Origin of the sequence: Streptomyces sp. NBC_01384, from assembly GCF_045040035.1 — a bacterium.
In the GTDB taxonomy this organism is placed as follows: domain Bacteria; phylum Actinomycetota; class Actinomycetes; order Streptomycetales; family Streptomycetaceae; genus Streptomyces.
In genome coordinates this window covers 1,154,984-1,180,806 of record NZ_CP109560.1, presented here as the reverse complement: position 1 = coordinate 1,180,806, position 25,823 = coordinate 1,154,984, and the positions used below count along the sequence as shown (strand labels likewise).

The 25,823-nt window shown below is 69.2% G+C and carries 24 protein-coding genes; 20 read left to right on the top strand and 4 right to left on the bottom strand.

The features are described 5' to 3' along the window. The first annotated feature begins 875 nt into the window (after nucleotides 1-875). From OG747_RS53030 to OG747_RS52940, 19 genes are all read left to right on the top strand, one after another. Nucleotides 876-1,439 carry a hypothetical protein gene (locus tag OG747_RS53030; RefSeq protein ID WP_331765394.1) on the top strand — a complete coding sequence of 188 codons (564 nt, stop codon included), beginning with the start codon at nucleotides 876-878 and terminating at the stop codon, nucleotides 1,437-1,439. A gap of 70 nt (nucleotides 1,440-1,509) precedes the next feature. Next, entirely contained in the window at nucleotides 1,510-1,794 is a 285-nt protein-coding gene (locus OG747_RS53025; protein WP_331765393.1) for a hypothetical protein, read from the top strand. Between the two features lie 120 nt (nucleotides 1,795-1,914). Then, nucleotides 1,915-2,556 (top strand): hypothetical protein, encoded by a 642-nt coding sequence (locus OG747_RS53020; protein ID WP_331765392.1) that lies wholly within the window; start codon nucleotides 1,915-1,917, stop codon nucleotides 2,554-2,556. 123 nt (nucleotides 2,557-2,679) lie between these two features. Then, entirely contained in the window at nucleotides 2,680-5,184 is a 2,505-nt protein-coding gene (locus tag OG747_RS53015) for a hypothetical protein (RefSeq protein ID WP_331765391.1), read from the top strand. Nucleotides 5,185-5,258: 74 nt separating this feature from the next. Continuing rightward, entirely contained in the window at nucleotides 5,259-5,510 is a 252-nt protein-coding gene (locus OG747_RS53010) for a hypothetical protein (protein ID WP_405886510.1), read from the top strand. A gap of 88 nt (nucleotides 5,511-5,598) precedes the next feature. Further along, nucleotides 5,599-6,396: an LPD29 domain-containing protein gene (locus OG747_RS53005; protein WP_331765389.1), complete on the top strand. Its 798-nt coding sequence runs from the start codon at nucleotides 5,599-5,601 to the stop codon at nucleotides 6,394-6,396. 56 nt (nucleotides 6,397-6,452) lie between these two features. After that, complete coding sequence (locus tag OG747_RS53000) at nucleotides 6,453-7,073, top strand: hypothetical protein (RefSeq protein WP_331765388.1); 621 nt, start codon at nucleotides 6,453-6,455, stop codon at nucleotides 7,071-7,073. Between the two features lie 85 nt (nucleotides 7,074-7,158). Beyond that, complete coding sequence (locus OG747_RS52995) at nucleotides 7,159-8,052, top strand: N-6 DNA methylase (protein WP_331765387.1); 894 nt, start codon at nucleotides 7,159-7,161, stop codon at nucleotides 8,050-8,052. An 89-nt stretch (nucleotides 8,053-8,141) separates the two neighbouring features. Further along, nucleotides 8,142-9,272, top strand: a complete 1,131-nt coding sequence (locus tag OG747_RS52990; protein ID WP_331765386.1) for a DUF6573 family protein — start codon at nucleotides 8,142-8,144, stop codon at nucleotides 9,270-9,272. Between the two features lie 69 nt (nucleotides 9,273-9,341). Next, complete coding sequence (locus OG747_RS52985; protein WP_405886506.1) at nucleotides 9,342-10,016, top strand: hypothetical protein; 675 nt, start codon at nucleotides 9,342-9,344, stop codon at nucleotides 10,014-10,016. Beyond that, nucleotides 10,013-10,627, top strand: a complete 615-nt coding sequence (locus OG747_RS52980; RefSeq protein ID WP_331765384.1) for a hypothetical protein — start codon at nucleotides 10,013-10,015, stop codon at nucleotides 10,625-10,627. Before OG747_RS52985 ends, OG747_RS52980 begins: the two co-directional genes overlap by 4 nt. Nucleotides 10,628-10,666: 39 nt before the next feature. Then, complete coding sequence (locus OG747_RS52975; protein WP_331765383.1) at nucleotides 10,667-11,125, top strand: hypothetical protein; 459 nt, start codon at nucleotides 10,667-10,669, stop codon at nucleotides 11,123-11,125. A gap of 124 nt (nucleotides 11,126-11,249) precedes the next feature. Then, nucleotides 11,250-12,650: a ParB/RepB/Spo0J family partition protein gene (locus tag OG747_RS52970; protein ID WP_331765382.1), complete on the top strand. Its 1,401-nt coding sequence runs from the start codon at nucleotides 11,250-11,252 to the stop codon at nucleotides 12,648-12,650. A gap of 83 nt (nucleotides 12,651-12,733) precedes the next feature. Then, nucleotides 12,734-13,357, top strand: a complete 624-nt coding sequence (locus tag OG747_RS52965) for a hypothetical protein (protein ID WP_331765381.1) — start codon at nucleotides 12,734-12,736, stop codon at nucleotides 13,355-13,357. A gap of 37 nt (nucleotides 13,358-13,394) precedes the next feature. Further along, the gene (locus OG747_RS52960) at nucleotides 13,395-14,045 is read left to right on the top strand and encodes a hypothetical protein (RefSeq protein ID WP_331765380.1); all 651 of its coding nucleotides are present in this window, start codon (nucleotides 13,395-13,397) and stop codon (nucleotides 14,043-14,045) included. Between the two features lie 154 nt (nucleotides 14,046-14,199). Continuing rightward, nucleotides 14,200-15,171, top strand: coding sequence for a hypothetical protein (locus OG747_RS52955; protein WP_331765379.1), 972 nt, complete (start codon nucleotides 14,200-14,202; stop codon nucleotides 15,169-15,171). A gap of 32 nt (nucleotides 15,172-15,203) precedes the next feature. Beyond that, on the top strand, nucleotides 15,204-16,145 hold the full coding sequence (locus tag OG747_RS52950) for a site-specific integrase (protein ID WP_331765378.1): 942 nt from the start codon (nucleotides 15,204-15,206) through the stop codon (nucleotides 16,143-16,145). A gap of 464 nt (nucleotides 16,146-16,609) precedes the next feature. Then, entirely contained in the window at nucleotides 16,610-16,960 is a 351-nt protein-coding gene (locus tag OG747_RS52945; RefSeq protein ID WP_405886502.1) for a hypothetical protein, read from the top strand. A 33-nt stretch (nucleotides 16,961-16,993) separates the two neighbouring features. Further along, nucleotides 16,994-18,739 (top strand): site-specific integrase, encoded by a 1,746-nt coding sequence (locus OG747_RS52940; RefSeq protein WP_331765376.1) that lies wholly within the window; start codon nucleotides 16,994-16,996, stop codon nucleotides 18,737-18,739. 415 nt (nucleotides 18,740-19,154) lie between these two features. On the opposite strand, the gene OG747_RS52935 is transcribed toward OG747_RS52940, so the two are convergent. The 4 genes from OG747_RS52935 to OG747_RS52920 form a co-directional block, all read right to left on the bottom strand. Then, nucleotides 19,155-19,313 carry a hypothetical protein gene (locus tag OG747_RS52935; protein ID WP_405886500.1) on the bottom strand — a complete coding sequence of 53 codons (159 nt, stop codon included), beginning with the start codon at nucleotides 19,311-19,313 and terminating at the stop codon, nucleotides 19,155-19,157. Nucleotides 19,314-19,454: 141 nt separating this feature from the next. After that, a complete protein-coding gene (locus OG747_RS52930; protein WP_331765374.1) occupies nucleotides 19,455-20,015 on the bottom strand; it encodes a SigE family RNA polymerase sigma factor in 561 nt (186 codons plus the stop codon). A gap of 239 nt (nucleotides 20,016-20,254) precedes the next feature. After that, the gene (locus OG747_RS52925; protein ID WP_331765373.1) at nucleotides 20,255-20,824 is read right to left on the bottom strand and encodes an RICIN domain-containing protein; all 570 of its coding nucleotides are present in this window, start codon (nucleotides 20,822-20,824) and stop codon (nucleotides 20,255-20,257) included. A 406-nt stretch (nucleotides 20,825-21,230) separates the two neighbouring features. Beyond that, entirely contained in the window at nucleotides 21,231-21,698 is a 468-nt protein-coding gene (locus OG747_RS52920) for a DUF2690 domain-containing protein (protein WP_331765372.1), read from the bottom strand. 397 nt (nucleotides 21,699-22,095) lie between these two features. Here OG747_RS52920 and OG747_RS52915 point away from each other — a divergent pair, with 397 nt between their 5' ends. Further along, entirely contained in the window at nucleotides 22,096-25,725 is a 3,630-nt protein-coding gene (locus OG747_RS52915) for a hypothetical protein (protein ID WP_405886498.1), read from the top strand. Nucleotides 25,726-25,823 lie beyond the last annotated feature (98 nt).

Sequence of the window (25,823 nt, the reverse complement as noted above, 5' to 3'; positions counted from 1 at the left end):
CCTCCGGCAGCCGAATACTCGCTCCGCTCGTTTCGCGCGTCCCCGCGCGAATTGCCCGCCTCCGGCGGGGCGTTATGGAATTGGCCTCCGGCCATTCCATAACGTGCGTTCCTCCGGAACGAACAGCGAATGGGATTGTTTGCGTTCCTCCGGAACGGAAATGGGCTGGTTTTGTTTGTGGGTTGACGGTGGTTTAGTTGAGAGTTCGTCATATTCGTTGTCCAGGGTGAGGGTTGGGGAATCTCCGATTCCCTTACAGGCAAGCCTATTTGATTGTATTCCGTGGAATAAAGTAAACCACGGAATACCGGGAAAGGGAAATAGGGCCCCTCCGGGGCCCGAACCCCCTGGGAGGGGTGAGGGGTTGAGCCTGCCTCCGGCAGGACCAGACAGAAGAGAGGAAGAGAGAGGAGACCCCTGGGAGTGAGGGAGACACCAGGGGTGGGAGGCCGGAGCACCGGCCCACACCCCCCCCACCCCAACCCCGGGACAACCACCCCGGGGCAGCGCGACGGCCCCGCCGTCGCGCAACACACACCAGGCCGCCCCAATCCCCGACGCCGCCGCCCGACCCGCCCCCGCCCCCATTCCTCACTCATCCTTCAACCGGCGCGGGACAAGTGGCAGCAGAGGGGATGTCAGAACCCCGACCACAGGCGGAAACCTTGGTTGACCTGCGGATATGACGACCCTCCCGAAGAGGCTTGCGCAAGAGATGTTGCAAGAGAAGGCGCAGGAGTAGCCGCAAGAGAAGGTGCAAGAGATGTTGCAGGTTCGGGCGTTTCGGGTGCCTCCCCCACCCCGAGAGTGTATTATTGATTTCGTAGTCAGGCGGCAACCTGACTGAGTCTCAATCACCAACCCGAGGAGCCCCCTTGGACACCGAAACCGTTGAGGCGGCAAGCCGACTCACGATCCACATTGCTGGAGAGCACGAGGTCAATGCATCCATCGGTCTGACGCTCATTCCCCTACTCAAGATCCCGACAGCCATCGTCGAATTCAGGCACCCTACCGGCGCGCGCGTTTGGTGGGAAGGCTGGTGCGAGGCCGCCGAAATGCTCGACAGGATTTTCCCCGAGCAGGTCGACGCAGGCGAATTGCGTGAACCCGAACTCACCATCAATTCGTTTGTGATTCTGGACGACGCGCCCCGTCGCGCAAAGATCCGGGCCCGCAGCGCGGCAGCAAGCCCCGACGGAATCGGCGCACTGTCCGTCACTGTCGGGGGTCTGACGATCGCGTGCGCGTCTCGGGACGCGGTCGAATGCCAGGTTCGCGGGTGGCGCGAGGCGTACGACATGTTCGCCCGTGATGGAGGGTTCGGACTGCCGTCCGCCGACGAGGTGGCCGCGCGCGTTCGGGCCGACCACGCGCGCCACGGGGTCAACGAGCTGTCCACGGCCGCCGAGGAACAGCGGGCAGGCCGGACGCAGTGACACGCCCAGGGTGGGGCGACCGCCGGTCGCCCCACCCTCCCGCAGGCACAGCCACCAGAGAGGGGACACCATGACCGCCACAGGACCGATCGGCCAGGGGCAGCGGGTACGGATCGAGCGCCGCCCTACCCGGAGCCTGGCCGCCTACGCCCGCCCGAGGACCGCGAACCGGCCCGCCCCGTGGCCCGAGGTGTGGGAAGGCACAGTGTTGCAAGTGACCTACGAGGACGACGAGTTGACCGACGTCGAGATCTACGGCAAGCGCGAGAGCACCGGCGAGACCAAGCGCGTTGCGTTCAGCCTCGCCCGGAACGCGTACTTCCGTACGACAGTGACGCCGGTGAAGTCGTCGTAACTCGCCACGTCCGGCGGGTGATTGTGGGTTGAGAATCACCCCCGCAAGAGCGTATTATTGATTCTACGGGAGAGCGGCAACTCTCCCGGCATCAACTCACCAACCCAAGGCAGGGGAACGATGAGCGAGTACCAGGACCACGTACGGCAGAGCCTTGAAGGTCAGCACGTCGACCCGAGCGAGGATCTCGGCACAGACGAGATGCGGTGGACTCCCGCACCCGTCAGCGACGCCGTGACGGACGAAGCGATGCACACCGCCGCCGACACGGCACACGCACTGATCGACCGCGCGACAGACGCGTATCTGTCCCTCGTGGGTGACGTCCTCGGCGACGGGACACACCACATGGTGGCCAGCGCCAGCACGCCGCACGGTGAACTCACCGAAGGCCAGCAGCTCACCGTGATCGGTGACGCCCTGATCGTCGACGAGGCCGCCGCCGTCCGCGTAGCCATCGTGATCGCGGCAGCCATGGTCGGATGCTCCACCGGTGGCCTGGTCGTGCGCACCTTCGCCCCCGACGGATCGGAGTTCGTACGCGGCTGGAGGGTCCGGAACTTCTGGCTTCGGCCGCTCACCGCCGAGGACATCCGGGAGGCGTACACCGTCGACACCGAGACCGGCGCATCTCTGGCCCCGGAACCGGGCGTTGAGTACCGGCAGGCCGAGCGTGTGCCCCGCCCGGAGGCGGACGCGAGCAGCGCGAGCACCGGCCGCACCGCGCCCCGGGACAACCGGCCCCCGAACCGCCGCAACTGAGCACCATCCCGCCGGGCCGGTCGCCCGACCGGCCCGGCGGGAACGCCCCTGCCTCCCCCTGCCCCGCCATCCCGGTGTGAGCGGCAACTCACCCGGCACCAACCCGACCAGGAGAGACCCGACATGACGACGCACCCCGCCACCAGCACGACGCGCACCCCTGCCCAGGAGCCGGCCCCGACCCCTGCCGAAGTGCCGGCGCCCACCGCCCCGACCGCCGATCTGCCCCGCAACCTGGTCCAGCTCACCGCCCGCGCGGAAGCGGCCGGATGGACAGCCGCCGTCCAGACGCAGCCCGGACACTGCGCGCTGCTGCTCACCGCCCGCCAGGAGCCCAGGGAAACCGTCCTGCGGTGCGTGTGGAGGCTCACCGCCCGGGGCTACCGCTGGGACGGCGCCACCCTGGCCCGCAACGGCCAGCAGGCCGCCGAGGGCATCCCGTGGCGCGCCCTGGGGGACCTGGTGGCCGCCGAGGCTCCCACCGCCCGGACAGCGCCGGTCCTGTCTGCCTACGGGGAGCGGGACGCCTCCCCCGTGACGGCCGAGGTCGTCTCAGCGTCCATCGCCGCCGCCCCGGCGGGTGAGGTCCCCGTCATGCTGCGTCCGTGGATCAAGGCCACGGTCCCGTTTGAGCTGTACCCGTCGCGGTTCGTCGGGCGCGACTACGTCGGCGCTGACTGCCTGCTGACGCCCAAGGGCGACGACGCCGCCCCCGACAGTCAGCCGGTCCTGTCGGTGCTCCCCGCCGACTACCTCACGTCGAACGCCGCCTACCTCGAAGATCTCGCCGCGTACGCGGTCGCGGAGGGCCGCACGCGCGAGGAGGGGGCAGCGTTCGCCCGGTGGGTGATCTCGTCCGAGATCATGACTTTCGGGGTGTACGGCTCGGCGTATGAGCAGTGGGTGCGGTCGCTCACGTGCACCATGACCGCTGCCTTCGCGGTGCTCACGTACTCGCGGATGAACGGCGCAGCGCTCCGCCTGGAGTGCGGTTGCGGGCAGCGTCACCCGGGCCGCCCGTGGGAGGGCGCCACGGTGTGGAACGACGACGGGTGCCACTACCCCAGTTCCAGCGCCGTCCCCCTGGACCACGTCGCCGACCTGATCACCGCACGCGGGTACCAGGTTGCGGGTGAGTGGTCGCACGGCGACGTCGTCCGCCGGGTGCCCGTCGAGCCGACCGCCCTTCCCGGAGCGGAGACGACGCCGACCGTGGCCGCAGCGGACGCCCCGCCGTCCGACCCAGGAACGGCCGACGCGTGGGAGTCCGACGGCGGAGCCTGCCCCGGTGTCGAGCCGCCCCGCGGCCCCGAGCCCGGACCGACCGCCACCACCGCCCCGCAGGAGCCCGAGCCGACCGGAGACGCCCCCGCGGCCCCTCCCGCCGCCCCGTCGGCGGACGAGGTGGCCGAGCTGCCCAGGAACGCGCGGACGCTGGCCGAGGCAGCGACCGCGCACGGGTGGGACGTGACCGTCACGTCCAGCCTCATGCAGGGCACCTACGTACGGGCGGTCACGGTGACCGGTGCGTTCCCGGTGCGCACCGGCACCCAGGGGTTCACCGCCCGGTGCGTGTGGGACGGCGCCCGCTACTGGGGGTCCGCCTCGCAGCGCAACGGCCGCCACGGCGCCGCCTTCCGCGAAGTGCTCGCGCAGGTGCGCGACGTGCGCGCCATCAACCGGGCGGACGAGGAGGCCGGCCGGACCGTGTGGGGACGCGACGCGGCCGAGTGGCGCCGCCAAATCGCCGACGCCGTCACCAAGACCGCCGAAGTGGCGGCACAGGCCCGGTTGGAGCACGGCCAGGTGACCAGCGCCGCCACCGAGCGCGCCGGGGCAGCTCTGGCCGACGCTGAGCAGGCGCACCGCGACGCGGTCGACGCCCTCACCCGGGCCCAGCAGGCCTATAGCGCGAGCGGGGGCGAGGACGCACGGCCCCTTGCAGCGGAGCGAGACGCGGTGCTGGACGCGGGCAAGCGGGTCCGCGCCGCCCTGGAGCAGGTCAAGGACGCACCGCGCGCGACCGAGGCCGAGGCACTCGCCCTGGTGGCAATCACCGAGGGCGAGCGCGAATTGCAGGCCCAGGAGGAAGCGTGGCGGGCACGGCTCGCCGCCGAAGGACGAGAGCCCACCGCCGCCGCGTACGGGCGGCTCATCCAGATGTTCGAGGACCCCCAGCGCGCGTGGGTGTCCTGGCACGCCGAGCGCGGACGCGCCGGCGAACCCTTCCACGAGGCCTACGACCGGTGGACCGAAGAGCGGCACGGCAAGGGACACCGGTCCGCGTACACGCTGGCATACCTCAACGCGAGCGCCGCCCTGAAGGGCGCGCGCGGAACGCTGGCCGTAGCGGTCGGCACCGCCCTGGGCGGAAAGGAGGGCGAACGGCTCGTACGGCTCGGCAAGGACTGCCGCCACCGCAACTCCCAAGATGCCCTGGCCTCTTGGCTGGAGAGCGGCTGGAAGGCCGACGCCCGGGCCACCGAGTTCGCCGAGCAGCACCCCGACGAGGCGAAAGCCGTACGCGTCGCGCGGCTCACCGTCGACGGAGTCGAGGACTACCGCCGCGCCGAGCGCGAAGCCTGGGAGGCAGAGCGCGCGCAGGCCGCCGCGAACACCCCGTCCTGACACACCCCCAACACCCCCGGGCCGGTCCGGGCCCACATCCCGGACCGGCCCCCGGAGGAGGCACAGCTATGCGGATGAGCCAGCGCCGCGCGGACACGCTGAACCGCCGTGCGCGATTCCTGCACCAACACCGCAAGGACCGATCGACGTTGCCGTGCATGGAGACCGGCGGCACCCAGGTCTACGCCTACTGGAAGCGCGGCGAAGGCCTGGTGGTGTCCGTCCACCTGGACACCGGCGAGGTACCCGACGACCTGATCAGCCCGGACGGAACGATCACGCTGCGGATCACCGTCAATGGTGACTGCGTCTTCAAAGGCGACTGACACCAGAACCAAGAGAGTGTATTATTGATTTTGAAGGTGAGCGGCAACTCACCGGCCGCCAACCCAACTCGCACCAGAAGGACAGGACATGGACTACATCGACACCAAGCACGTGGCCGCCGAGCTCCGGAACCGCCTCAAGGCCTCGTTCCCCGGCGTGAAGTTCAGCGTGCGCAAGGGCACCGGTACCGCCTCCGCGTGGATCTCCGTCCACTGGACCGACGGCCCCGACACGGCCGACGTCGAAGAGCTCACCCGCCCCATGCAGGGCGCGCAGTTCAACGGCATGGAGGACCGCTACGAGTCCACCGACAACACGGTCACCGTCACCGTCAAGGGCCGGAAGGTCACCGGTAAGCCGCTGGTCGACGGCATCAACCCCCACCGGGACGTCTCCGATGACGCCCTGAAGGCCGCCGCCGTCCTGTGGTCCGAGGCCCACGACGGCGCCGAGCCCCCCACCAGCGGCATGCTCGCCGCCTGCGTCGTCGACGGCCACGTCATCCAGGAGAACTGGGCCCCGCAGCAGATGTGGCAGATCGCCAGTGACGTTGTCCTGCCCCAGCGCTGGGCCGCCGCCAAGGAGCAGACCACCGCCCAGGCCGCCCGTACGGCGGGCACCCCGCAGGAGGGCGCGGAGGGACTCACCCTCACGCACACGGACGAGGACGGAACGACCGTCACCGGTACGCGTGTGGGGGACGGCGCCGCCGACGTGCTGAAGGCTCACGGCTTCAAGTGGCACCGCAAGAACCAGTACTGGTACGCCCCCGGCAGCCGTGACCAGCAGGCCGACAACGAGTTCATGGCCGCCGTCGCCGCCGACCTGCGCGCCGCCGACCTGAGCGTTACCACGGCCGTTCCCGAGCCGACCCCCACCGCCTGAACGACACCCGACCGGCCGGGCGCCCCGGGGCGCCCGGCCCACCGAGCGGAGCCCCCATGCCCACGCATTCCCCCACTCAGCCCGCCGGCGATCGCTCGCACCCGTCCGGCGCCGCCGCCGTCGAGGCCTGGGAGACGGACGGCGGAGCCTGCGCCGGCGTCGAGACTCCCCGCGCCCCGCAGGTACCGCCGACCGCCCCCCGCCGCGCCCGACGGATGTTCACCGCCCGTTGCGCCGTTGGGGAGTTCGGCTACCGCACGGCTGACGGCCTGGCCCTGACCGTCCACCGCGCAGAGGAAGACGGCGGCCCAGCTCTGTGCGGTGCCGCCCCGGCGTGGTGGGAGTCCACAGACCCTGGACAGGCGCTGCGCCGGGTGTCGTGCCACGACTGCATCGAACTGTGGATCGAGCGGGCGGGGATCGGGCCCCGGTGGCAGGTGGCCGACTGCATGCGATGGAGGGTCTACCGGACCGAGCGCAACCGGTACGGCACGCCCGTCAGCGTGTTCGACGGCTACGTCACGCGATGGGACCGCGTCCTTGGCCACCGCCGGTGGTGCTTCTACCACTCGGCCACCGCGGCCGGTGTCCGTATCTCCGCCTATCCCCGAGAGGGCGACGAGCGCAAGCAGTGGTGGTTCCCCGCTGCGCCGCAGCCGACGCCCGCCAGCGCTTAGGGCAAAGGCGCACCGCCCCTCTCACCGCCGGTCCCGGACGGCATCCCGGACCGGCGCACCACCTCACCCCGAAAGGCGGCATGCCATGCCCGGAAAGCTCAGCAAGGAGCAGGCCCAGAAGCACAAGCAGGCGTGCGAACTGGTCGCGGCAGAGCGGGACTTGACGGAGGAGGAGCGGGAATTCGTCCTCGATCACTACCACGAGTCCGCGAACACGGGCCGCGCCCTGGACGGCGCGTTCTTCACGCCCGCCGAGCTCGCCGGCCAACTCCACCTCGTGATCCCGGGAAACCGGATCATCGATCTGTGCGCGGGCATCGGGCGTCTGGCCTGGCACGCCCGCGACGTGGTGACCCGGCACTTCGAGCGTCTGCCGCCGCGCGAGATCGTGTGCGTGGAGAAGAACCCGGAGTACGTGCGGGTGGGGCGGCGCATCCTGCCGGAGGCGACGTGGATCTGTGCCGATGTGCTGGACGTCCCGGGTATGAACCTCGGTCCCTTCGACTGTGCGATCAGCAACCCGCCGTTCGGGCGGATCAAGCGCAGCGGCAACGCCCCCGGGTACCGGGGGCCGCTGTTCGAGTTCCACGTGATCGCGGTCGCCGAGACGCTCGCCCGGCATGGGGCGTTCATCATCCAGAGGGAGTCCGCGCCGTTCCGGATCGAGGGCGGCTTTGTGCGGCAGGACTCGCCCGCGTACGAGCGTTTCCACCGCGAGACCGGGATCAAGCTCCGCCCCAGCCCCGGGATCTCCACGGACGAGTACCGCGACCAGTGGCGCGACGCCTCACCGGCCACCGAAATCGTGCTGCACAACCGCGACGAGGACGAGTTGGAGGCCCAGGCGGAGCAGGCCGAACGCGCGGAACGGGCAGCCGCCAGCAGGAAGCCCAGGCCGACGGCCCCACGCACCGCCGCCGCACCCAGGGCCGCGCAGGAGACCGAGTTCGGCGACGGCGGCGGGAACACGCTGTTCTAAAAGGAATTGATCACCCGCCATGAGAGTGTATTATTGATTTTCTGGATGGGCGGCAACCCATCCGGCACCCACTCACAGGAGGACGCACGATGACCACGATCCGCCGGAACTGGACCAAGCGCCTGACGGAGATCCGCACGGCGGCCCGCACCTGCCGCGCCTACGACACCGCGAGCGGCAACATGGTGCCGGTCGACCCGGCCCGCGCGTTCGAGGCGTGGGAGCGCACGCCGCGCGCCAGGCTCACCGAGGACACCCCCGGGCAGAAGTGGACGGTCCATGTCCACTCCAACGACTTCTACATCCTCACCACCGAGGACCCCGGAACCGGCCCGGCGGACAACGCACCGGACACTGGGACTCCCGCGCCTCCCACCGCCGCTCCGGACGCCGGACCGGCCGAGGCGCACGACCGCAGCGCGGCCCGCACTCTCGCCCGCCGCAGGCAGGCATCCGGCGTCGTGCCGGGCGGCGACCACCCGACCGGTCACGTGTCCGCCATGGCGGTCGAACTCGTGGGAAAGACCGTCCGCGTGAAACGCGCCCAGGGCTTCAGCCACGAGCAGATCCGGGACCAGTTCGAGCAGCAGCGCGCCGACGCCCAGGCCTCCGGGGAGTCTGGAAGGGTGACGGCCACGGAAACGATGCTCGCGGTGCACGCCGCCATGGAGGCCGAGGAGACCGCCGCCCAGACGCCCACCGACCCCGCCGCCGACGACGCCGGTCGAAGCCTGCTGTTCCGCATCGATTCCGTTCTGCACGAGGCCGCCGTCACCGACGATCCCACCGTCAGCGGCGACGCCATGCGGTCGGTCCCTCTGGCCGAGCCGGACGAAATCATCCACGCCTACACCCGCGCCCAGGCCCTGGCGGACGGCGTCCTGACGGCCGCCGACGCCGAGTTGGCCCGCGAGGCCGGCTTCGTGGTTCCGGTCGCCCTCACCAGTGCCGTGTGGGAGGGCTGCGTGGCCTGGAACGACGGCGACAGCGAGCGGCAGGTGCCGCAGGACGAGCGCGGACGCCTGTGGGACGTACTGACCATGGCCCGCGCAGCGATCCGGCGCGGCGGCGGGGACGGCGACCGGGTCACCGTCGACCTGCGGCGGGTGCCGCGCGACGGCCGCGCCCGGCAGGCCCGCCCGGTCCAGCTCGTGTGCGCGATCGGGCCCGGCGACCACGGCGAGCCCGTGATCACGATCATGGAGCCCCACGAGGACTGACCCCCGCCACCCGAGGGGCGGACAACCGCCCCTCGGGTCCTGGCCGACCACACCGCCACAGCTCCCCGAATGAGCGGCAACTCATCCGGCACCAACCCGTCGGAAGGGCGAACCATCATGCCGTCCATCACCTACCAACTCGCCGCAGAGGCCGAGCCGTTGATGCCCGGCGGCGGCTGGACCGTCCGCGCGTACACCGTCTCCAAGGAGGAGTGCGCCGCCCTGGAACACCCCGACGGCCGGTGCATCAAGATCTCTCCCGCACGGCGTGAGGGGTACGTCCGGGCGCGGGTCTCCTACCCGGACGCGTCGTACCACCTGACGGAAGCGCACTCTCCCAGGACCGAGATGCGCGCCGACCGGGGCGGCAGGGCGCTGGAAGAAGCCGTCCGTACCAAGCTGCTGCCGGTCTACGACGAGACCTACCCGAAGGCGCTCGCGGCCAACGAGAAGGCCCGCAAGCACGCAGAGGCCCGGGCCGCCCTTGCAGATCACCTCGTGTCCGTGGTCCCCGGAGCCGAGGTCACCCGGTCCGAACCGTCCCCCACCGTCGAGTACCGCAAGCGCGGGACCATCGAGCGAGTGACCGCGCAGGTTCTCGGCGACGGGCTCAACATCGTCACCTTCCGCTACGTCGACGACGAGGCGACAGCGGCCGTCATGAAGGCCTACGGAGACGTTCTCCGCCGCACCCCACCGGCCCCGGACGACCGTTCCGACAGCACCCGCGAGGACGCGCGATGAGCACGCCGACCGCCCGCCACCGCTGCCCCTACCGGCCGAGCGCACCGTCCTGGTACGTCCGCGCCACCCGCAGCGCCCTGCCCACGAGCCGCTTCCCCGCCTTCAAACGCCAGCAGCTCACCGGAGAACAGGTGGCCGTGTCCGTCGGCCACTCCGGCGAGGACGGCACCGCCCACGTGACGCTGCTCATAGGCCAGCATCTTGGCAAGCCGCCGCGTCCCGGACCGGCGCGCGACACCTGGCTGCGGGTGCGTGCCGACATCGCCACCCGCCTCCAGCGGGCCGGGTTCGCCGCCGTGCTGACCAAGGCCGGTGTACGGGCCACACCGCCCCGGCCTGAGCCGGTCGCCGTGCACCTGGAGCACGGCGACGTGTTCCGTGACGGGCTCGGCGCCTTGGGCCGCTACCGCATCTGGTGCCCCGAGCACCCCCATCTGACCGGCCGCCTGCAGAACTCTCACGGCCTGGGACCGCAGGTGTTCACCTACATCTACGCGACGGAGAGAGCCCGGAACCCCGTCTGGCCGACGGGCTTTCGCACGCTGCACGGCGCCGCCGAAGCGTGGGCTGCCCACATGGGCCTTCCGCCCGTGACGGTGACCGAAGTCTGACCGCCCCGGCGCACCTGCGCCTTCCCGAAGGAGACCCCCGTGTCCGACCGTTCCGCGCTCCAGCTCTACGTCTACGCCATGCCCGACGAGGACCGGGCCGCCGTACAGCTCGGTATCGACGACAACTGCCTTGAGCCGTACGACGACTCCAGCAACGGCATCGTGCTCGGGATGCGCTACCTGACTGAGGAAGTCCCGGTCGGCTCCGCGTACGACCTCGCCGTACATCTGCTCACGAAAGCCCCCGGTACGGCGTTCGAGCTGTGGCAGGACCCCGTGTTCCAGCACGCCGGCCGCTACGTGGCGCACCTTCCCAGGATCGGCGCGTACGAGGGCGTGTGCGACTCCTGCGGCTCCCCGCTCGTGAAGCTGACCGAGGTACTCGACGCCCTGCCCCTGGCGCAGGACAGCGCCTCCCCCCTCCCGGCGGACCACATCGCGCACCATGCACCGTTCTTCACCGCCCTGCGGCGCGTCCAGGCAGCGCGGCGGCCCTGACCAGCATGGTTGCCCGATATCCCCCAGGAAAAAGGGTGTTGCCCCACAGGCGCAAAGGCGTATAATTGATTTCATGGGCAAGCGGCAACTTGCTCGACACCAACCGATCGCACCAGGAGCACACGTGAGCGACACCGCAACAACAACACCGATGCAGCGGGTCACCCTGCGGCTCGGCCAGATCCGCGTCAACGAGCGCAACGTCCGCCAGGAACTCAACCTCGACGAGAAGTTCCTCAAGTCGGTTGCGGCCAACGGCGTGAAGGTCCCCGTCGTGGTCCTCCCTCTCGGCGAGGACACGTACGAGCTGAAGATGGGCCACCGGCGCTACTTCGCCGCCCGGGCCACCAAGGAGACCGAGGAGGAGCAGGACGCAGTCGAGGTCCCCGGGTACGTCCTCGACCCTTCCCTTCGGGAGGCCGGTGAGGACTTCATCGACCAGCTCATCGAGAACGACGACGACTACCGCCGTGGCCTGACCGAGTTGGAACAGGCCGACGCCCTGTTCGGTGCGGTCGGCGAGGGCATGAAGCAGGCGAGGGTCGCCGAACTCACCGGCCGGACCCGCACCCAGGTCTCCCGCGCGGTCAAGACCGCCAAGACGGTCGGCGAGCGGACCCGTTCTGTCCTCGCCGAGGCCGGGACGTATGACCTCGATCTCGAAGTGCTTGGCGTGCTGGGCGAGTTCGACGACGACGGCGACGCCGTAGACCGGCTGCTGGAGGCCTACCGCGAGGGCCGCTTCGAGTTCCAGGTGCAGTGGGAGCGCGACGACCGCGCCGAGCAGCAGGCCCGCGCCACGGTCCGCCCGCAGCTGAAGGAGGCCGGGGTACGGCTGGCCGAGGACTCCGAGAGCCTTCCGCCGACCGCCGAGCCGCTCGCCGAGCTTGACGGCCCGGACGGCGAGGGAGACGTACAGAAGGCCGAGGCGGCGGGAGAGACCAAGTCGTCGGAGCCGTCGCGCGAGTACGTCAAGGCGGGCAACAAGGCCTACCGCGCCGCCGAGAAGGCCCGGCAGGCGTGGCTCAAGGACCTGATCGGCCGCAAGAGCGCGCCGAAGCCGCTCGCCGCGTTCATCACCGAGCAGCTCCTGACCTGTCCCAAGCCGGTGGCCCAGTGGTCGGGAGACGTCGGCCGCCGCAATCTCATCAAGGAGCTGACCGGCTACAGCACCCTTGCCGAGCGCGCCAAGACGGCGACCCCGGCCAAGCTCACCCTGCTCAACTTCGCGGTGCTGGCAGCGACGTTCGAGAAGCGGATGAACGAGGTCCGGACCTGGCGCACCGACCGCAGCGCGCAGTCCTCCGTGTACGAGCTGCGAGAGATCCGTTCGGACGCCCGCACGTGGCTGACGTTCCTCGCCGAGATCGGCTACCCGCTCTCCAGCGTCGAACAGGCCGTGGTCGACGACGAACCCTTCCAGGAGCACGAGCCGGACGCGGCCGACGTCGACGGACAGGCCGACGAGGACACCGAGGACTCCCCGGACGGCGCGAGCGCCGAGGACTCCGAGGACGCGTCCTGACCTGCGACCCGGGCCGGACCACTCGGTCCGGCCCGGCCCCCCGCCTCCTCTCTCTGCGTGCCGCCCGCCCGGAAGGCTTCGCCATGCTCCGCTCCGAACTCCGTCTCACCACCGGCCTGTTCGTCGCCCAAGCCGCCGTCAGCAACCACGCGGGACTTATCGCCCGTGCCGGGCTCGCCATGCCGGCCGCGCCCTTCGGCTCCGCCGCCTGGCAGCTGCCCGCGCTGGTCGCCTACCTTCACCGCCTCCATCAGGACGAGGAGGACCCCTCCCCCGAACTCTGGCGCGCGCACACCGAACGCCAGACCGGCCCGGTGCCCCGACCGCACCGCCGCTATCAGGGCAACGGCCTACACGATCCGGACGCGGTGTGCGTGCTCGACATCCAGCTCGGCCCGCGTGACGAGGAGACCGGCTGGCCCGCCGCCGGCCTCGCCGTCATCGAGCAGGAGGAGGGTGCCTGCCCCTTCGGGCGCGTCACCCGCCGCCACGGCGCCGAGGTGATCGCCGCGTACGCCGCCGAGGAGCTGACCGCCGAGCACGCCCGGCTCATGGACCGTGCCCGCCAGCACCAGGACGCCGCCTTCGTGCGCCTCGCCGACCTGGCGCAGCGCGCGGCCGACTGGGCCGACAAGGTCCGCGCCGCCGCTCACGCCGACACCGTCCACGTCCAGGCCGAGAAGGCCCGGGCCCGCATCACCCGCTGACCAGCACCACTCACCGCCGCCCGTGGAGGCCTGCGCCATGTACGAGTTCGAGCCCGTCTCTCCGACCTACGGCATCTCCGAGACCGTCGTCGCACACCGGCTGCGCGGTGGCGAACGCGTCCGCGCCGACCTGCCCGGCGGCTACCGGCTGACCCTGCGTACCCGCGAGCTGCACGGGCCGGTCCAAGCGGCCCTGGCCGCGCCGTCACCATCTGGGCCCGCCCGGATCTGCACCGCGCGCTTCAGCGCCTTCACCCCGACGCCCGCCGTGTCGCGCATCCTCGACGCGGTCACCCGCTACGCCCCAGCCCTGCCCGACGCCCCCGATGCCCACCCGCCCCGCGAGGCCGTAGCCCGCCTGCTCACCACCGGCGCCCCCTTCCAGCAGCCCGACGAGCCGGGGCTGTTCGTCCAGTTCGGGCATGCGCAGGCCTGGCTGAACGGCCGACGGCTCAGCGTCACCCTGGGCGCCCCCGGCAACGGGCTGAGTCTCATCCTGGGAGGTCCCTGGGATGCGCCGTCCACCGCGCGCCTCACCGCCGTCGTCCTGCGGGAGCTGACCGACGCCGAGCAGCTCGCCGGGCAACTTCGCCTCGCTGCTGCCGCCCGGGCCGTGGCAGGTCCTGTCCGACCAGTGGCACCCCGACGCCGCCCTGGTCCTCCCTTCCGCCCCGCGCCAGGACCCTGAAGACCCGCTCGGCCGCCGCGTCTCCCGCGCCCTGCGCGAGCTGCGACACGGACTGCGTACGGACCAGCCGGACTGGGACGTCCAGGAGCTGGGGTCAGCCGTCGCCCTCCGCGTCACTCCGCACGACCACGCCGTTCCCCGCCTGGTCCGCACGGTGGTGGGCGACGGCGCCTTCGGCCTGGGAGAGCTGGGGAACACCCGCACGACGTTCCTGCCCACCGACCTCCCGGCGTTCCCCTGCCTGGACCCGGCTCTGATCCCGCGCCCTGTCACGGCGCCCCTGGACCTCTTCGTCGCCCCCGAGCCCGAGCGGGACATCTACGGCGTGAAGCTGGAGCTCGGCGGCTGGCGGTACGTCCTGGACGCCCAATCCGTCCTGTACGGGCCCGGCTGGTACCCGTTCCACAAGCACGTGACGCGGCGGGAGAAGGACCCCGCTTACCCGCTCAACGACCGCGAGGTGCCCACCTGGCGCACGGTTCCCGCCCCCGTGCGGATCTCCCCCGACGTCGCGAACCGCGCCTGGCGCAACGAGTACGTACAGCTCACCCCCGTCGACCACCGCGTCAAAGCGCGGCTCCAGCTGTACGCCGGGCGGGAACAGGGATGCCTCCTCGTGCGCACCGTGACGCTGCAGATCGACCTGCGGGCGATGCGGGTGACGCTCCCCGACCAGATCCCCGCTGGCCCGCTGCGCCACAGGCCGCCGTCAAGGGCGAACGGATCCTCGCTCTCCTGGCGGCCGCGCAGCAGGAACACGGTCAGGGGGCCAGCGAGCCGCATGCGGTCCTCGGGCCCTGGGACCGCGGCGACCCTCCCGGCACGGATTCCTGACGCCGTGGGAGCGAACGCGTGCCGCACCGGCTCGCCCCGCCGCCACGGCGGCGCTCAGCTCTTCGCACCACCGCCGGTCCAGGGGCGGCAGCCCCGGACCGGCCAGTTCACCAACCCACCGCCCCGAGAGGACCCTGTGATGTCTGCGTACGAACAACCGCCGCTCGATTTCGGTGCCGTCTGCCAGCGGTGGAGGAACCGTCGGCACAGCTCATCGACGACTACCTCCGGCACCTCCGTTTTGGCTGCAGCCGGGCAGAGTCGACTACCAAGACGTATGCCGGTCACCTGAAGCGGTTCCACATCTGGTGCGGCGAACGGGACATGTCCAGGGACGCAGCCGCGTTCGAGTTGGCCCGCTATGTGATGCGTCTGCGGACGACGCCCCGGCAGACAAGCGGCCGTGGGCAGGGTGAGTTGCCCGTGGACTCAACGCTCGGGCCAGCGTTGGCCGCAATCCACGGGTTCTACCTGCATCTGGCAGACATCGGGGGCGTCAGCGCAAACGCTGTCGAGGCTCTCTTCACCACGCTCCCGGCTACGAACAACCGTGCTGGGACGCTGATCGTCAAGCCACGAATCCGAGTCGACTCCCGGCCGAGCAACGCGTCCGCGCGCCCTCCGGCGGCGACGCACGATGAGTTCACCGCGCTCCTGCGCGCGGCCACAACGGCACGCGACCGCTGCATGATCGCTTTGCTCGGCGGCTGCGCCTTACGGGTCGGCCAACTGGTGTCGCTCCTGCGTGAGGACATGCACCTCGTTCCTCCAGGTCGCACGGCGCCCGGGTGTTCCTACACTCTGGGCCCGCACCTGCACCTGCGCAGGCGTGATAGCCACCCGCGGGGCGCGGCAAACAAGAATCGAGGCGCGGTCGTCCTGCCTGTTTCCGGGCCCGTGGAGATGCTGTACGCCGACTGGATGCGCGAGCGACTCGGCATCCGCCGCGCCGGGAACAGTCCGTGGGCCTTCGTCTCGTTCCCAGGACCAACCGGCGACCCGGGCGGCGAGGCGATCGGCACCCGGCGGGTGCAGGACCTCGTCGCGAATCTTGCCGAGCAGGCTGGTCTGCGCCACATCCACCCACACATGCTGCGTCACACCTTCGGGGAGACGGCCGCGAACATCGACGTCGCACGCGACGTCCTTCAGCGTCTACTCGGGCACAGCGACGTGAACAGCCAGGACACCTACCGGAACGTGTCCGACGGCAGGGTGGTGCAGGCCGCCCAGACCGTCACCGACAAGCTCTTCGGATCCCCATGACCTCCGCAACCTCTCAACCTGCTGCGGCGCCCGCCTGCGAGCCTGTGCCCGACTGGGACTACCTGGTCGCACACGGCCTTGACCGCGCCGCGCTTGAGCTGCTCTTCCCGCTCGGCGCCGACTGGCACACCCTGCGCTCCTGCGTCCACCCAGCCTGTGACCGTCCCGCGAGCAATTCCCCGTGGCTGTGCCAGCGGTGCCTGGCGGCCTGGCGCTCGGCCGGCGTCCCCGGCGATGTCGCCGCGTGGTGCGATTCCGCACCGGCTCCTCCGTCACGCCGGATCTACGGCGAGAGCCCCTGCCGGGTCGGCTGCGTCCGGCCGGCCGAGGCGAGCGGATTGTGCAAGACCTGCGCTGGGGCCCGCGCAAAGGCAGGACTCACCGTCGACGCATACTTGGCCACCCGTCCAAGGCCCCGTCAGGGATTCGGCAAGTGTCTTGTCCGCGTCTGTCCTCGTATGGCAATGCAGAAAAGCACCCGGCTGTGCAACCCACACCAGCGGCAGTGGGCCGACACGGGAAGACCCGAGCGCGCCGCATGGGCGCTCACCGCCTCTGCCATCTACACCTCGATCGACAGGGTCCCCCTGAGCGACCTTGCGCTGACGGTGCTCCACCAGCTGCTACTCGGCTATGAGGCCCAGCTCCGGGAAGGAGGGCGGATCAGCCCGTCACAGGTCAAGTCGGGTGTCCGTTGGCTGTCCGACCACTCGGTCGGCGACCTGCTCTCTGCGGAGCTCCCGAAGACCGGGGCGACCACGACCTATCTCCGTCTCTGGCAACGGACACTGCCCTATCTGGAGGCTGACCGGTAAACCGAGCACACCCGCACCCAGATCAGGCTCCGTGTGCTGAACCCCAACTACGAAGGCGGCTGCGTCGACCTCAGTGATGTACACGCGCCCTGGCTGCTGCATCTCACCCAACAACACGTGCTCCACCTGGCCGCGTCCGGCGCCTCCACCGGTCGCCTCCTGACGGCCGGCTACGCGGCCCGGTGGTTCGCCATGTTCCTGCGCACCCTCCCCGGCGAAGGACGCCGACCGAGCGACGTGGGAAGGATCAGCATGACGGCATACCTGAGCTGGCTGGCCCACCGAGCACGCGATACGAGCGACTACCAGCCGCTCAACGACGAAAATCCCGCGCGCGCCGTGATTACCAAACGGCTGCTGCCTTCCCTGACGGGGGCCGGTCCGCTTCTCGTGACCCCGCAGCGTCACTACCAGTTGGTGCGTTCGCTACGTGACATCCTCGAGCGGGGTCGGTCGTGGCTGGCCGAGAACCAAGCCGCTGACGTGCACCTTCTTGAACGCGACGTGCCCCCGTTCCCAGAGCGCGACGATACCGACAGTGAGCTGGAGGGGCGCTCCCAGGACGCTCTGCCCGAGTCCGTATTCCTCCAGCTGATGGACGAGGCCCATCTCGATCTGCTCGTGCCCGGGACCCGGCGCAATTACGTCGAGCTCGCCCTGCGCATCGGCAGGCGGCCATGGGAGGTGCGCCACCTGGAGTTCAACTGCCTCGAATGGCACGACGTCGACATCGAGGAGCCGGAGGGCAGCGTGCGACGCCGCAGATATCCGTTCATCGTCTACTGGATGCAGAAGGTGCGCCGTCGGCACAAGCTGCCGCTCCATCCCACCGACGTCGAGGTCGTCGTCCGTCAGCAGAACCACCTCCGGCAGGAATTCCCGCAGTGGTTCGATGCCGACGGCCAGCCCCTGTCCGAGCGGATGCTGCTCTTCCCCACCCCGCGCCTGCCTCGCGCCAACAAACGCGGGGAACGGCCCTACGACGGCAGTTCCATTGGCTACTGGCTGCAATCCTGGCTTGATCAGTTCGAGCTGATCCACGAGCACGGCAGCGACTTCGACAGGTCACGCGTCTTCCCGCACGCATTCCGGCACACCTACGCCCAACTCCGCGCCGACGCCGGCCTACCGCTGGACGTGCTGCAAGCTCTGATGTCGCATCAAGAGCCCTCCACGACACAGGTCTACTACCGCACGTCCCACCCCCGACGCGTGGAGGCCGTACGCGCCATCGCCGCGAAGTACCAGTTCGACCTCACCGGCGGCAGAGTGCGCCCTCGCACGGCCGGGGCAGACCTCACCGATCGGATCCGGGCAGGTGCCGGCTCCGTCCCCGTGCCTGCGGGCCAGTGCAACGAGATGAACAACGTCCGGGCGGACGGCCGCGGCTGCCCGGTGTACTACCGGCGCTTCTCCTGCAAGTTCTTCACCACCGACTTCACCCACCTGACCGAACTGCGACAGCTGCGCGCCAGCAAGGCCGAGCAGCTCGCACGTCTGGAGAGCGCCTACGACAGCGTGCTCACCCCCGGCCCTCTGAGCGCAGCGAACATAGAACTCCTTCGCCAGGAGATCAGGCAGATCGACGAGCTCATCAGCAAGTGCGAGGCGGACCTCGGCTCACTTACCACGGAGGAGAGAACAACGGTGGAGGCGTGGCTCCACACCAAGGACAACAGATTCCTCGCCGTAATCCCCGTGGCCGCCGTCCTCGCCGGGCGGCACCACGTTGACCAACCAACCGACGATCCGATTCTTCGGGCTGGGGACGCGAGTTGACGAACACAGCCAACATCTCCGCGGAGGAAGTCCCCACAGGCATCAGGTCCGCTCGCACAGCGGTGCTCGACGCCGGGCGGGCGGCGGCCGCACGACGCCGCCGTACCGACAGCGAGCAGTGCCGACAGCGCGTCCTCGACGTCTTGGTCACGATGCGCAGGAGCCGAACGCCGCTGTCCGACGCGGAAATCACCCGCCGGGCCGGAGTCAATCCGCAGTACCTGCAGCGGCACCGCGATCTCAAGGCTGAAGTCGAGGTAGTACGCGCCCATCTTGCTGGCGATCGGCCGCGGGTCGCTGCGGCAGTATCGGCCCGCAAGGAGGCCACGCTGGAGAGGTCGAGAACCGCATGCTCCTCGACCAGAACGCCGTACTCCGGCGCGACCTTGAGGAGGTGCGGGCTCAGCTCCGTGTGCTACGTGTCCAGGAACTCGGTGCCCGTGCCCGCGACGGACTCGGCGTCCCGGCTGCACGGGATGCCGAGATGGCGGAATTGCGGAAGCAGCGGGACGCCGCTCTGGCCGCCAGCCAGCGCACAGAGGCCGACCTGACGGCCCTCCGCAACGTCAACCAACGCTTGATGGTAGAGAACAGCCGACTGCTCGAGGCCGCGAGCCGACATGCACCTGCGGAGTAGCTCGGGCGGTTGGTGAGCACACCGCAGCTTCGTCTGGTCGCTCGCGGCTGCTTCAGCAATCTGCTCGCCTCGGTCGGCTCACGCGGCGCTGGAATCGGCCGGCCGCTGCGCGCCCTGGACCGGCCGGACAGGCTCGAGGTCATGGCGGTGCAGCTCCTGGCGGAGCTGGGCGAGTGCCCTGTGCAGGGTGCTTTTGACTGTGCCGGGCGCCATGCCGAGGGCGGTGGCAGTCTCGTCGGTGGACATCTGCTCCCAGTACCGCAGGATGAGGACGTTGCGTTGCTGGGGCGCCAGCGTCTTGATGATGTCCATGAGAAATGCGCGGTCGGCGTGCTGCGTGGTGGAATCCTCGACGGACGCGTCTGGCAGATGTTCGGTGGGGAGCTCTTCCAGTTTCCGGGCCCGCCACCACTCGGCGCGGGTGTTGATCATGACGCGGCGCAGGTAGGCGTCCGCGAGCTGCTTGTCCGCTATGTGCTCCCACCGAAGGTAGGCGCGTAACAACGCGGTCTGCAGTAGATCCTGGGCTGTAAGCGGGTCGGCGACCAAGCGGCGAGCGCTGCGTAGCAGAGTCTCATGCCGGGTACGGACGTACTCCTCGAAATCCGACACCGCGCCCGGGTGCTTGCTCGGGTCCATGCGGGTCGTTCCCTTCATACGTGGCGTGGGTGTTCTCGGGCACTCCCGTGTGGGCTTGGGCTTTCGGGGGCGCCGGGCGGGTCGGCCCACGACCGCCCGCCCGGCGCACTTCGTTACTGACCGCTGCACGAGGCTCGGACGGCAGGCGCATGGCCGCCCTGCTCCAAGCAGCCGTTCATGGTCTGACGCGCTGGCCGATCCCCTGCGCCGACCAGTTCGCCAGGCCAGGAAAGCGCCAGTCAGCGGAAAGTGAACTTCTGGTCCCGGGCCCCATTGCACCGCCACAAGATCAGAGGGGTGTTGTTGGCCGTCTTTCCACCCTTCACGGACAGGCACTTGTCGTGTTGGCCGCCCGCTTGCGGCTTGATCTGGCAGTGGCGCATTGAGCCGCCGCACCCGATGAGGAACTCCTGGTTCCTCTGGCCGTTACAGTTCCAGAGGATGGGCTGTGTGCCCTTGCGGTAGTTGGGGAGGTCAACGCAGAGGTTCGTGTCACCCGCCGGGTGAATTTGGTACACAAGAAGGTCGACCACTTCGACGTACCACTTCTGGTTCGACTGTCCGACGCAACGGTATTGGTCAATTTTCGCCCCCTTGCGTACGCCTCCGTGGGCGGTGATGCACGGGCCGCTGAAGTGCTCCGGCAGCCACCGGTAGGTGCCGGGGAAGCGCAGCGCGTCTTCAGCCGCGTTGGCTCCCTGTGACGCTGCGGCGGCGGGCGGGTCCGCCTGAGCGGGGACAGCCGCAGTCAGGCCGCCAGCCATGGTGATCGCCGTCGCGGCGAGCGCGAGCCGCTTGTGTACCTGCATGATCCGATTCCCTTCTCCTCTGATTTTGACTGACTGTCAGAACGCGCCGGGGCGGGGCAGTTCCACGGGGCTGGCCCAGCCCTGCAGCGGTGGGACTCATCGCTTACAGAAAGCCCAGACCGTCCTGTTCACGACCGGTTGTCTGCCCCCGGGGTCGCTGGCGAGCGAGGTGGTAGCCGGCGGTCGGTTCCGCGCCGACCTGTCCAGCCCCGTTGGCGCTGTGTCGCAGTGTGGGCGGCGGTGCGAACGCAGGGACGCGAACACCTCGGTGTACTTGGCGTCCTGGATACGGCGGGGAACCCAAAGCGGAACGGCGCCGATAGAGGCCGCCGGGCAAGAATCAGGCTCGCCCCGCCGAGCCTCTGCCCGGCCGCGGCGGTCGGTCGGCCCGTCCGGATCTCACCCGTCAGTAAGAGCCGGTGCGGGCGTACATTTCGTGGGGGTCGTCACCGATGTAGGACCAAGCGGTGGCGAAGCCGGTGGTGTTCTTGTCGTTGAGCATCGGCGAGAGTTCTTCTTGGGTGCCGGTGGTGTGATTGCAGGTGTAGTGCTTCATGTCGCTGTTGCGCCAGATGTTGCATCCCTTGCCCGTCCACTTGTCCGTCGGGACGTTGGCGTCGACCATGGCCCACACGGTGCGGCAGCCGCGGCTGTACCACAGCGACGCGGTGACCGACACGTGCTGGTGGTAACGCGAGCTGTAGTACTTGTCGGTCTTCTTGTGAACGATGCGTCCGGTGCTCGCGCAACCGGTGTAGATGGGGTCCTTGCCGTCCCACTGGCGGTTGGCCGCGTCGGCGGGGCCGGTGAAGACCAAGGTCGTGCCCGCCGCCAACGCGAGAGCGGCCACCCCGATCGACTTGAGTGCGCGCATTTCGTCTCCTTTCTCGATGCAGTGCGAGAGTCACCGGACGAGGCTCGGAGTGAGAGCCTCTGCCAGTGCTCGTTGCTGTCACGCCATCGAGTTCAGCGGTCCGGGGATTGAATGGGCAGCTGGTTCTGCCACCCTGATCAATGGCTGGACCGCTGGTCACGGGCACCGCATGGAGACGCTGACCAAAGAGAGTGCATTTGCTTTGCCTTTCTGCCGCGGGCGCGCGTAGCTTCACGAGTCACAGAGCCGCGTCCACGGGGGAAGCGGGGCAACGGGGGTGTTGGGGATGGCGGGGCGTCCTGAGAGCCCACTCGATCCCAGTGCGGGACCGGTGGCACGACTCGCGGCCGAGTTACGCAAACTCCGTGCGGAGGCCGGGAGTCCGACCTACCGGGTTATGGCGCAGCGCACAGGTCAGGGGGCAAGCACCCTGTCGCAGGCAGCTGCGGGAGAGCGGCTGCCCACCCTGCCGGTTGTTCTTGCATATGTGCGTTCCTGCGGCGGCGATCCGGAGGAGTGGGAGGAACGGTGGCGTGAGGCGGCCTTGGAGGCGGCGGCGGAGCCGCGCACCGGGGACGAGAGCGCTGAGCCCCCGTATCGGGGGCTGGCCCGTTTCGAGCCCGGCGACGCCGATCTGTTCTTCGGCCGCGATGAGCTCACCGACCGCCTGGTTGAGCTGGCGCGCTCCGGCCGGTTCACTGCTGTGTTCGGTCCGTCGGGCAGCGGCAAGTCCTCTCTGCTGCGCGCCGGCCTCATCCCACGCCTGCGCAGCCCGGAGACGGCCGGTCCGCAGCCGGCCGCCGTGCGCATCCTCACCCCCGGCGAGCATCCCCTGCGCGTTCACGAGCAACGGCTGATACCGAAGGACGCCGACGGTGAGACGTGGCTGATCGTCGACCAGTTCGAGGAGCTTTACACCCTCTGCACCGACCCGGCCGAACGCAATCAGTTCATCGACCGCCTCCTGGCCGCCACCGACCCGGCATGCCGGCTGCGCGTCGTCATCGCCGTAAGGGCCGATTTCCTCGGCCGCTGCGCCGAACACCCCGCCCTCACTGCCGCGTTACAGGACGGGACCGTGCTGGCCGGCCCCATGAGCCGCGACGAGCTGCGTGAGGCCATCGTCAAACCTGCCCAGGCCGCGGGGGCGATCGTGGAACGTGCCCTGACCTCGCGCATCCTCGACGACGTCGAAGGCGAACCCGGCGCCCTGCCACTGATGTCCCACGCCCTGCTGGAGACCTGGCGCCGCCGCAAAGGCCGCGCCCTCACCGCGGAGGCCTACCAGACGGCTGGCGGTCTCGACGGTGCCATCGCCCGCACCGCCGAAGACGTTCACGCTCATCTGACCCCGTCGCAGGCTGACCTCGCCCGACGTATCTTGCTGCGCCTCATAACCCCGGGCGAGGGAACCCCCGACACCCGACGGCCCGCCCCTCGCACGGAACTCGACTTCGGTGACCCCAACGACACGACAACGGTCCTCGAACACCTCGCCCGCGCCCGCCTGGTCACTCTTGACGAGGAGAGCGTCGAGCTCGCACACGAGGCTCTGATCACAGCGTGGCCGCGTTTGAAGGAATGGATCGACGAGGACCGTCAGCAGTTGGCCCTGCACCGCAGGCTTACTCAGGACGCCCGAGCATGGGACGACCTCGGACGGGATGCCGGTGCGCTGTATCGAGGTGTACGCCTGGTGACGGCCGAGGATGCCTTCGCCGCATGGCGAGCCGTTGAGCTCACCCGTCTCGAGCAGGCTTTCCTCGCCGCGAGCCGCGCGCGTCGCGGCGCAGAACTCCGACGGCTGAGGGCCTTCGCTGGTTCACTGGCGGTGCTGTTGGTGCTCGCTCTGGTGGCAGGTGTGATCGCCTGGCAACAAAACGCGGTCAGCGACCGGCAGCGCACGCAGGTTGCTGCCCGGCGGGCCGCCGCGGTCGCCACCAGCATGCGCTCCTCCGACCCGGTGAAGGCGCTGCAGCTCGCCGTTGCCGCCTGGAAGACCAGCCACACGCCCGAGACTCGCTCCGCCTTGCTCGGCGCCCTGACCCAGCGAGAGGGAGCGCCTTTTGTCCCACCCACAGACGCTGACTCCGAGCAGTTCCTTAGTGCTGACGGCCGCGTCCTGGTCTCCGCCGGAGCGCACCGGGTCACAGAGTGGGACGTAGCGACGCGCAGCAAGATAGGCACCTTCAAGGGCCTAGGGGACCAGGTCAACAACCTTGGCGACATGACCCCCGATGCGCAGACGCTGACGATCGAGGTCGACGCGACACGCACCAGGTTATGGGACATCCGGGAGGGGCGCCTTCGCGGACCGGTCATGGGACCACTCGTCACCCCTCGCTGGTCCGGAAACCAGTTCAGCGCAGACGGCCGGACGCTGATCGTCGCCGCCAACGACCGGATGGAATTGTGGGGTATGCAGCCCCAACGACGTCTGTTCACACGACGCACCTCACGAGACATCGCTGACATGGCTGCCAGCCCAGATGGCCGCTTCGTCGCCCTCTGCCCGCAGAACGGCTCCCTGGAACTGTGGGATGTGCGGCGACACAAGCGGATTCCCAGCGGCTGGTTCCCGAAAAGATTGTGCGCGAGGGATCCTCAAAACACCGCTCGGATGGAGTTCAGCCCTGACAGCCGCTCACTTCTGGTGCCGGATGAACAAAGCATCCAGCGGTGGGATACTCCATCGGGCAGGCAGCTCTCAGCCCTCCCGCAGCCCTCGCTGAATTCCTTCGCGTTCAGTAAGGATGGGCGGTTTATCGTCAGCGCCGGAGCCAGCGAAATCCTGCTCTGGCGAGTGAGCCACCCGGAAGCTCCTGTATTGCGGCATCCACTGGTCACTGCGTCCGCGAGCGACCTACATCTGGATATGGAAACCCGTCAGATCCGGTACGTCAGCGATAACCTGACGGCGGCCACCATTATCAACTCGCTTGATGTGGGCCCAGCAGCAAGTCCTGACTGGCATAAACAGGATGCCAGTTATGCGGTCTTCAGCGTAGACGGCAACACCATGGGCCTCGCGTGGAGACACGGGGGTAATGAACACTTCGAGTTGCGGGACGCCGCAAGCGGGCGAGTGATCGCAACCCTGCCGGAGGTCGTTCTGCCGCCAGATACCGAAGGAGTTGAGCTCGTGGAGCTGATGTCGCTGAGCAGGGACGGGAGGACATTCGCCTACGGGATGGGGAGCGACAGCAGCGGGCCTTCATATCCCAATACCGTCCGGGTATGGGACGTCCCAGGCCACCGGGAGATCAACCACTTCACCACAGTCAGAGCGGACTCGGCCTCCGGACTCTCGGGAATGCTGCTGAGCCCGGACGGGAGAAAGTTGATGACCACGGAGCTTCAGTACAACGGCGTCACCATCCGTGACGTGCGGCGTGGGAAAACCATCAACACCCTTCACTACACCAAGAACGGAACCACAATGGGCGCAGGCGGGGAGCTGACGGCCGTCCGCCCCGATGGGGGCCTGCTGCTCACCAACAGCAGCAAGATGATCAGTTCGCCTTCCGGTAAGGAGGCGCTTGACCAATTCGGCGACGGGAACGACGTATACGCGTTCAGCGCGGACGGAAAATACCTCGCGGCCGACGACGGGGACGGCCGAGTCACCCTGTGGGACGGAGAACTTCACCGACGTCTGGGGGTGTTGACCGGCAGCTTCAGCAGCGGCCGACGCGACGACCAGGAAGAGGTTGCCGCACTGGCGTTCTCTCATGACAGCAGCACATTGGCTGTAGCCGGCTCACAAGGCACGCTGCAGTTGTGGGATGTGGCGTCGCACCAACTCCTCGGCTCATCATTCCCCACTCCAGGCGACGGGATCCTGTCCGTCGCTTTCAGCCAGAACGACACCACCATCTACACAGCCGGTGAACACGTGTCCTGGCAGAAGAACGTGATCGCCCTAGAGCAAGTGGCAGCCACCGTCTGTGAACGTGCTGGGGGCCCGCTGTCCCGGACGGACTGGAAGACGTACCTTCCCGAAGTGCCCTACCGCAGGACCTGCTGAGAACAGGTTCTGGGTCGGCCACGCGGCGGGGGCGCCGATTCGGAACAGTTTCCCAAGACCCAGCCTCATGGCCCATAGGCACCGCCGCGAATAGGCGA

Coding starts and splice junctions, on each gene's coding strand:
- OG747_RS52945 (WP_405886502.1), top strand. CDS start 16,610: ATGCAGAAAAGCACCCGGCTGTGCAACCCACACCAGCGGCAGTGGGCC.
- OG747_RS53000 (WP_331765388.1), top strand. CDS start 6,453: ATGCCCACGCATTCCCCCACTCAGCCCGCCGGCGATCGCTCGCACCCG.
- OG747_RS52990 (WP_331765386.1), top strand. CDS start 8,142: ATGACCACGATCCGCCGGAACTGGACCAAGCGCCTGACGGAGATCCGC.
- OG747_RS53015 (WP_331765391.1), top strand. CDS start 2,680: ATGACGACGCACCCCGCCACCAGCACGACGCGCACCCCTGCCCAGGAG.
- OG747_RS52985 (WP_405886506.1), top strand. CDS start 9,342: ATGAGCGGCAACTCATCCGGCACCAACCCGTCGGAAGGGCGAACCATC.
- OG747_RS53010 (WP_405886510.1), top strand. CDS start 5,259: ATGAGCCAGCGCCGCGCGGACACGCTGAACCGCCGTGCGCGATTCCTG.
- OG747_RS53025 (WP_331765393.1), top strand. CDS start 1,510: ATGACCGCCACAGGACCGATCGGCCAGGGGCAGCGGGTACGGATCGAG.
- OG747_RS52950 (WP_331765378.1), top strand. CDS start 15,204: ATGTCCAGGGACGCAGCCGCGTTCGAGTTGGCCCGCTATGTGATGCGT.
- OG747_RS53005 (WP_331765389.1), top strand. CDS start 5,599: ATGGACTACATCGACACCAAGCACGTGGCCGCCGAGCTCCGGAACCGC.
- OG747_RS52920 (WP_331765372.1), bottom strand. CDS start 21,698: ATGCGCGCACTCAAGTCGATCGGGGTGGCCGCTCTCGCGTTGGCGGCG.
- OG747_RS52980 (WP_331765384.1), top strand. CDS start 10,013: ATGAGCACGCCGACCGCCCGCCACCGCTGCCCCTACCGGCCGAGCGCA.
- OG747_RS53020 (WP_331765392.1), top strand. CDS start 1,915: ATGAGCGAGTACCAGGACCACGTACGGCAGAGCCTTGAAGGTCAGCAC.
- OG747_RS52925 (WP_331765373.1), bottom strand. CDS start 20,824: ATGCAGGTACACAAGCGGCTCGCGCTCGCCGCGACGGCGATCACCATG.
- OG747_RS52995 (WP_331765387.1), top strand. CDS start 7,159: ATGCCCGGAAAGCTCAGCAAGGAGCAGGCCCAGAAGCACAAGCAGGCG.
- OG747_RS52915 (WP_405886498.1), top strand. CDS start 22,096: ATGGCGCAGCGCACAGGTCAGGGGGCAAGCACCCTGTCGCAGGCAGCT.
- OG747_RS52960 (WP_331765380.1), top strand. CDS start 13,395: ATGTACGAGTTCGAGCCCGTCTCTCCGACCTACGGCATCTCCGAGACC.
- OG747_RS52965 (WP_331765381.1), top strand. CDS start 12,734: ATGCTCCGCTCCGAACTCCGTCTCACCACCGGCCTGTTCGTCGCCCAA.
- OG747_RS52930 (WP_331765374.1), bottom strand. CDS start 20,015: ATGGACCCGAGCAAGCACCCGGGCGCGGTGTCGGATTTCGAGGAGTAC.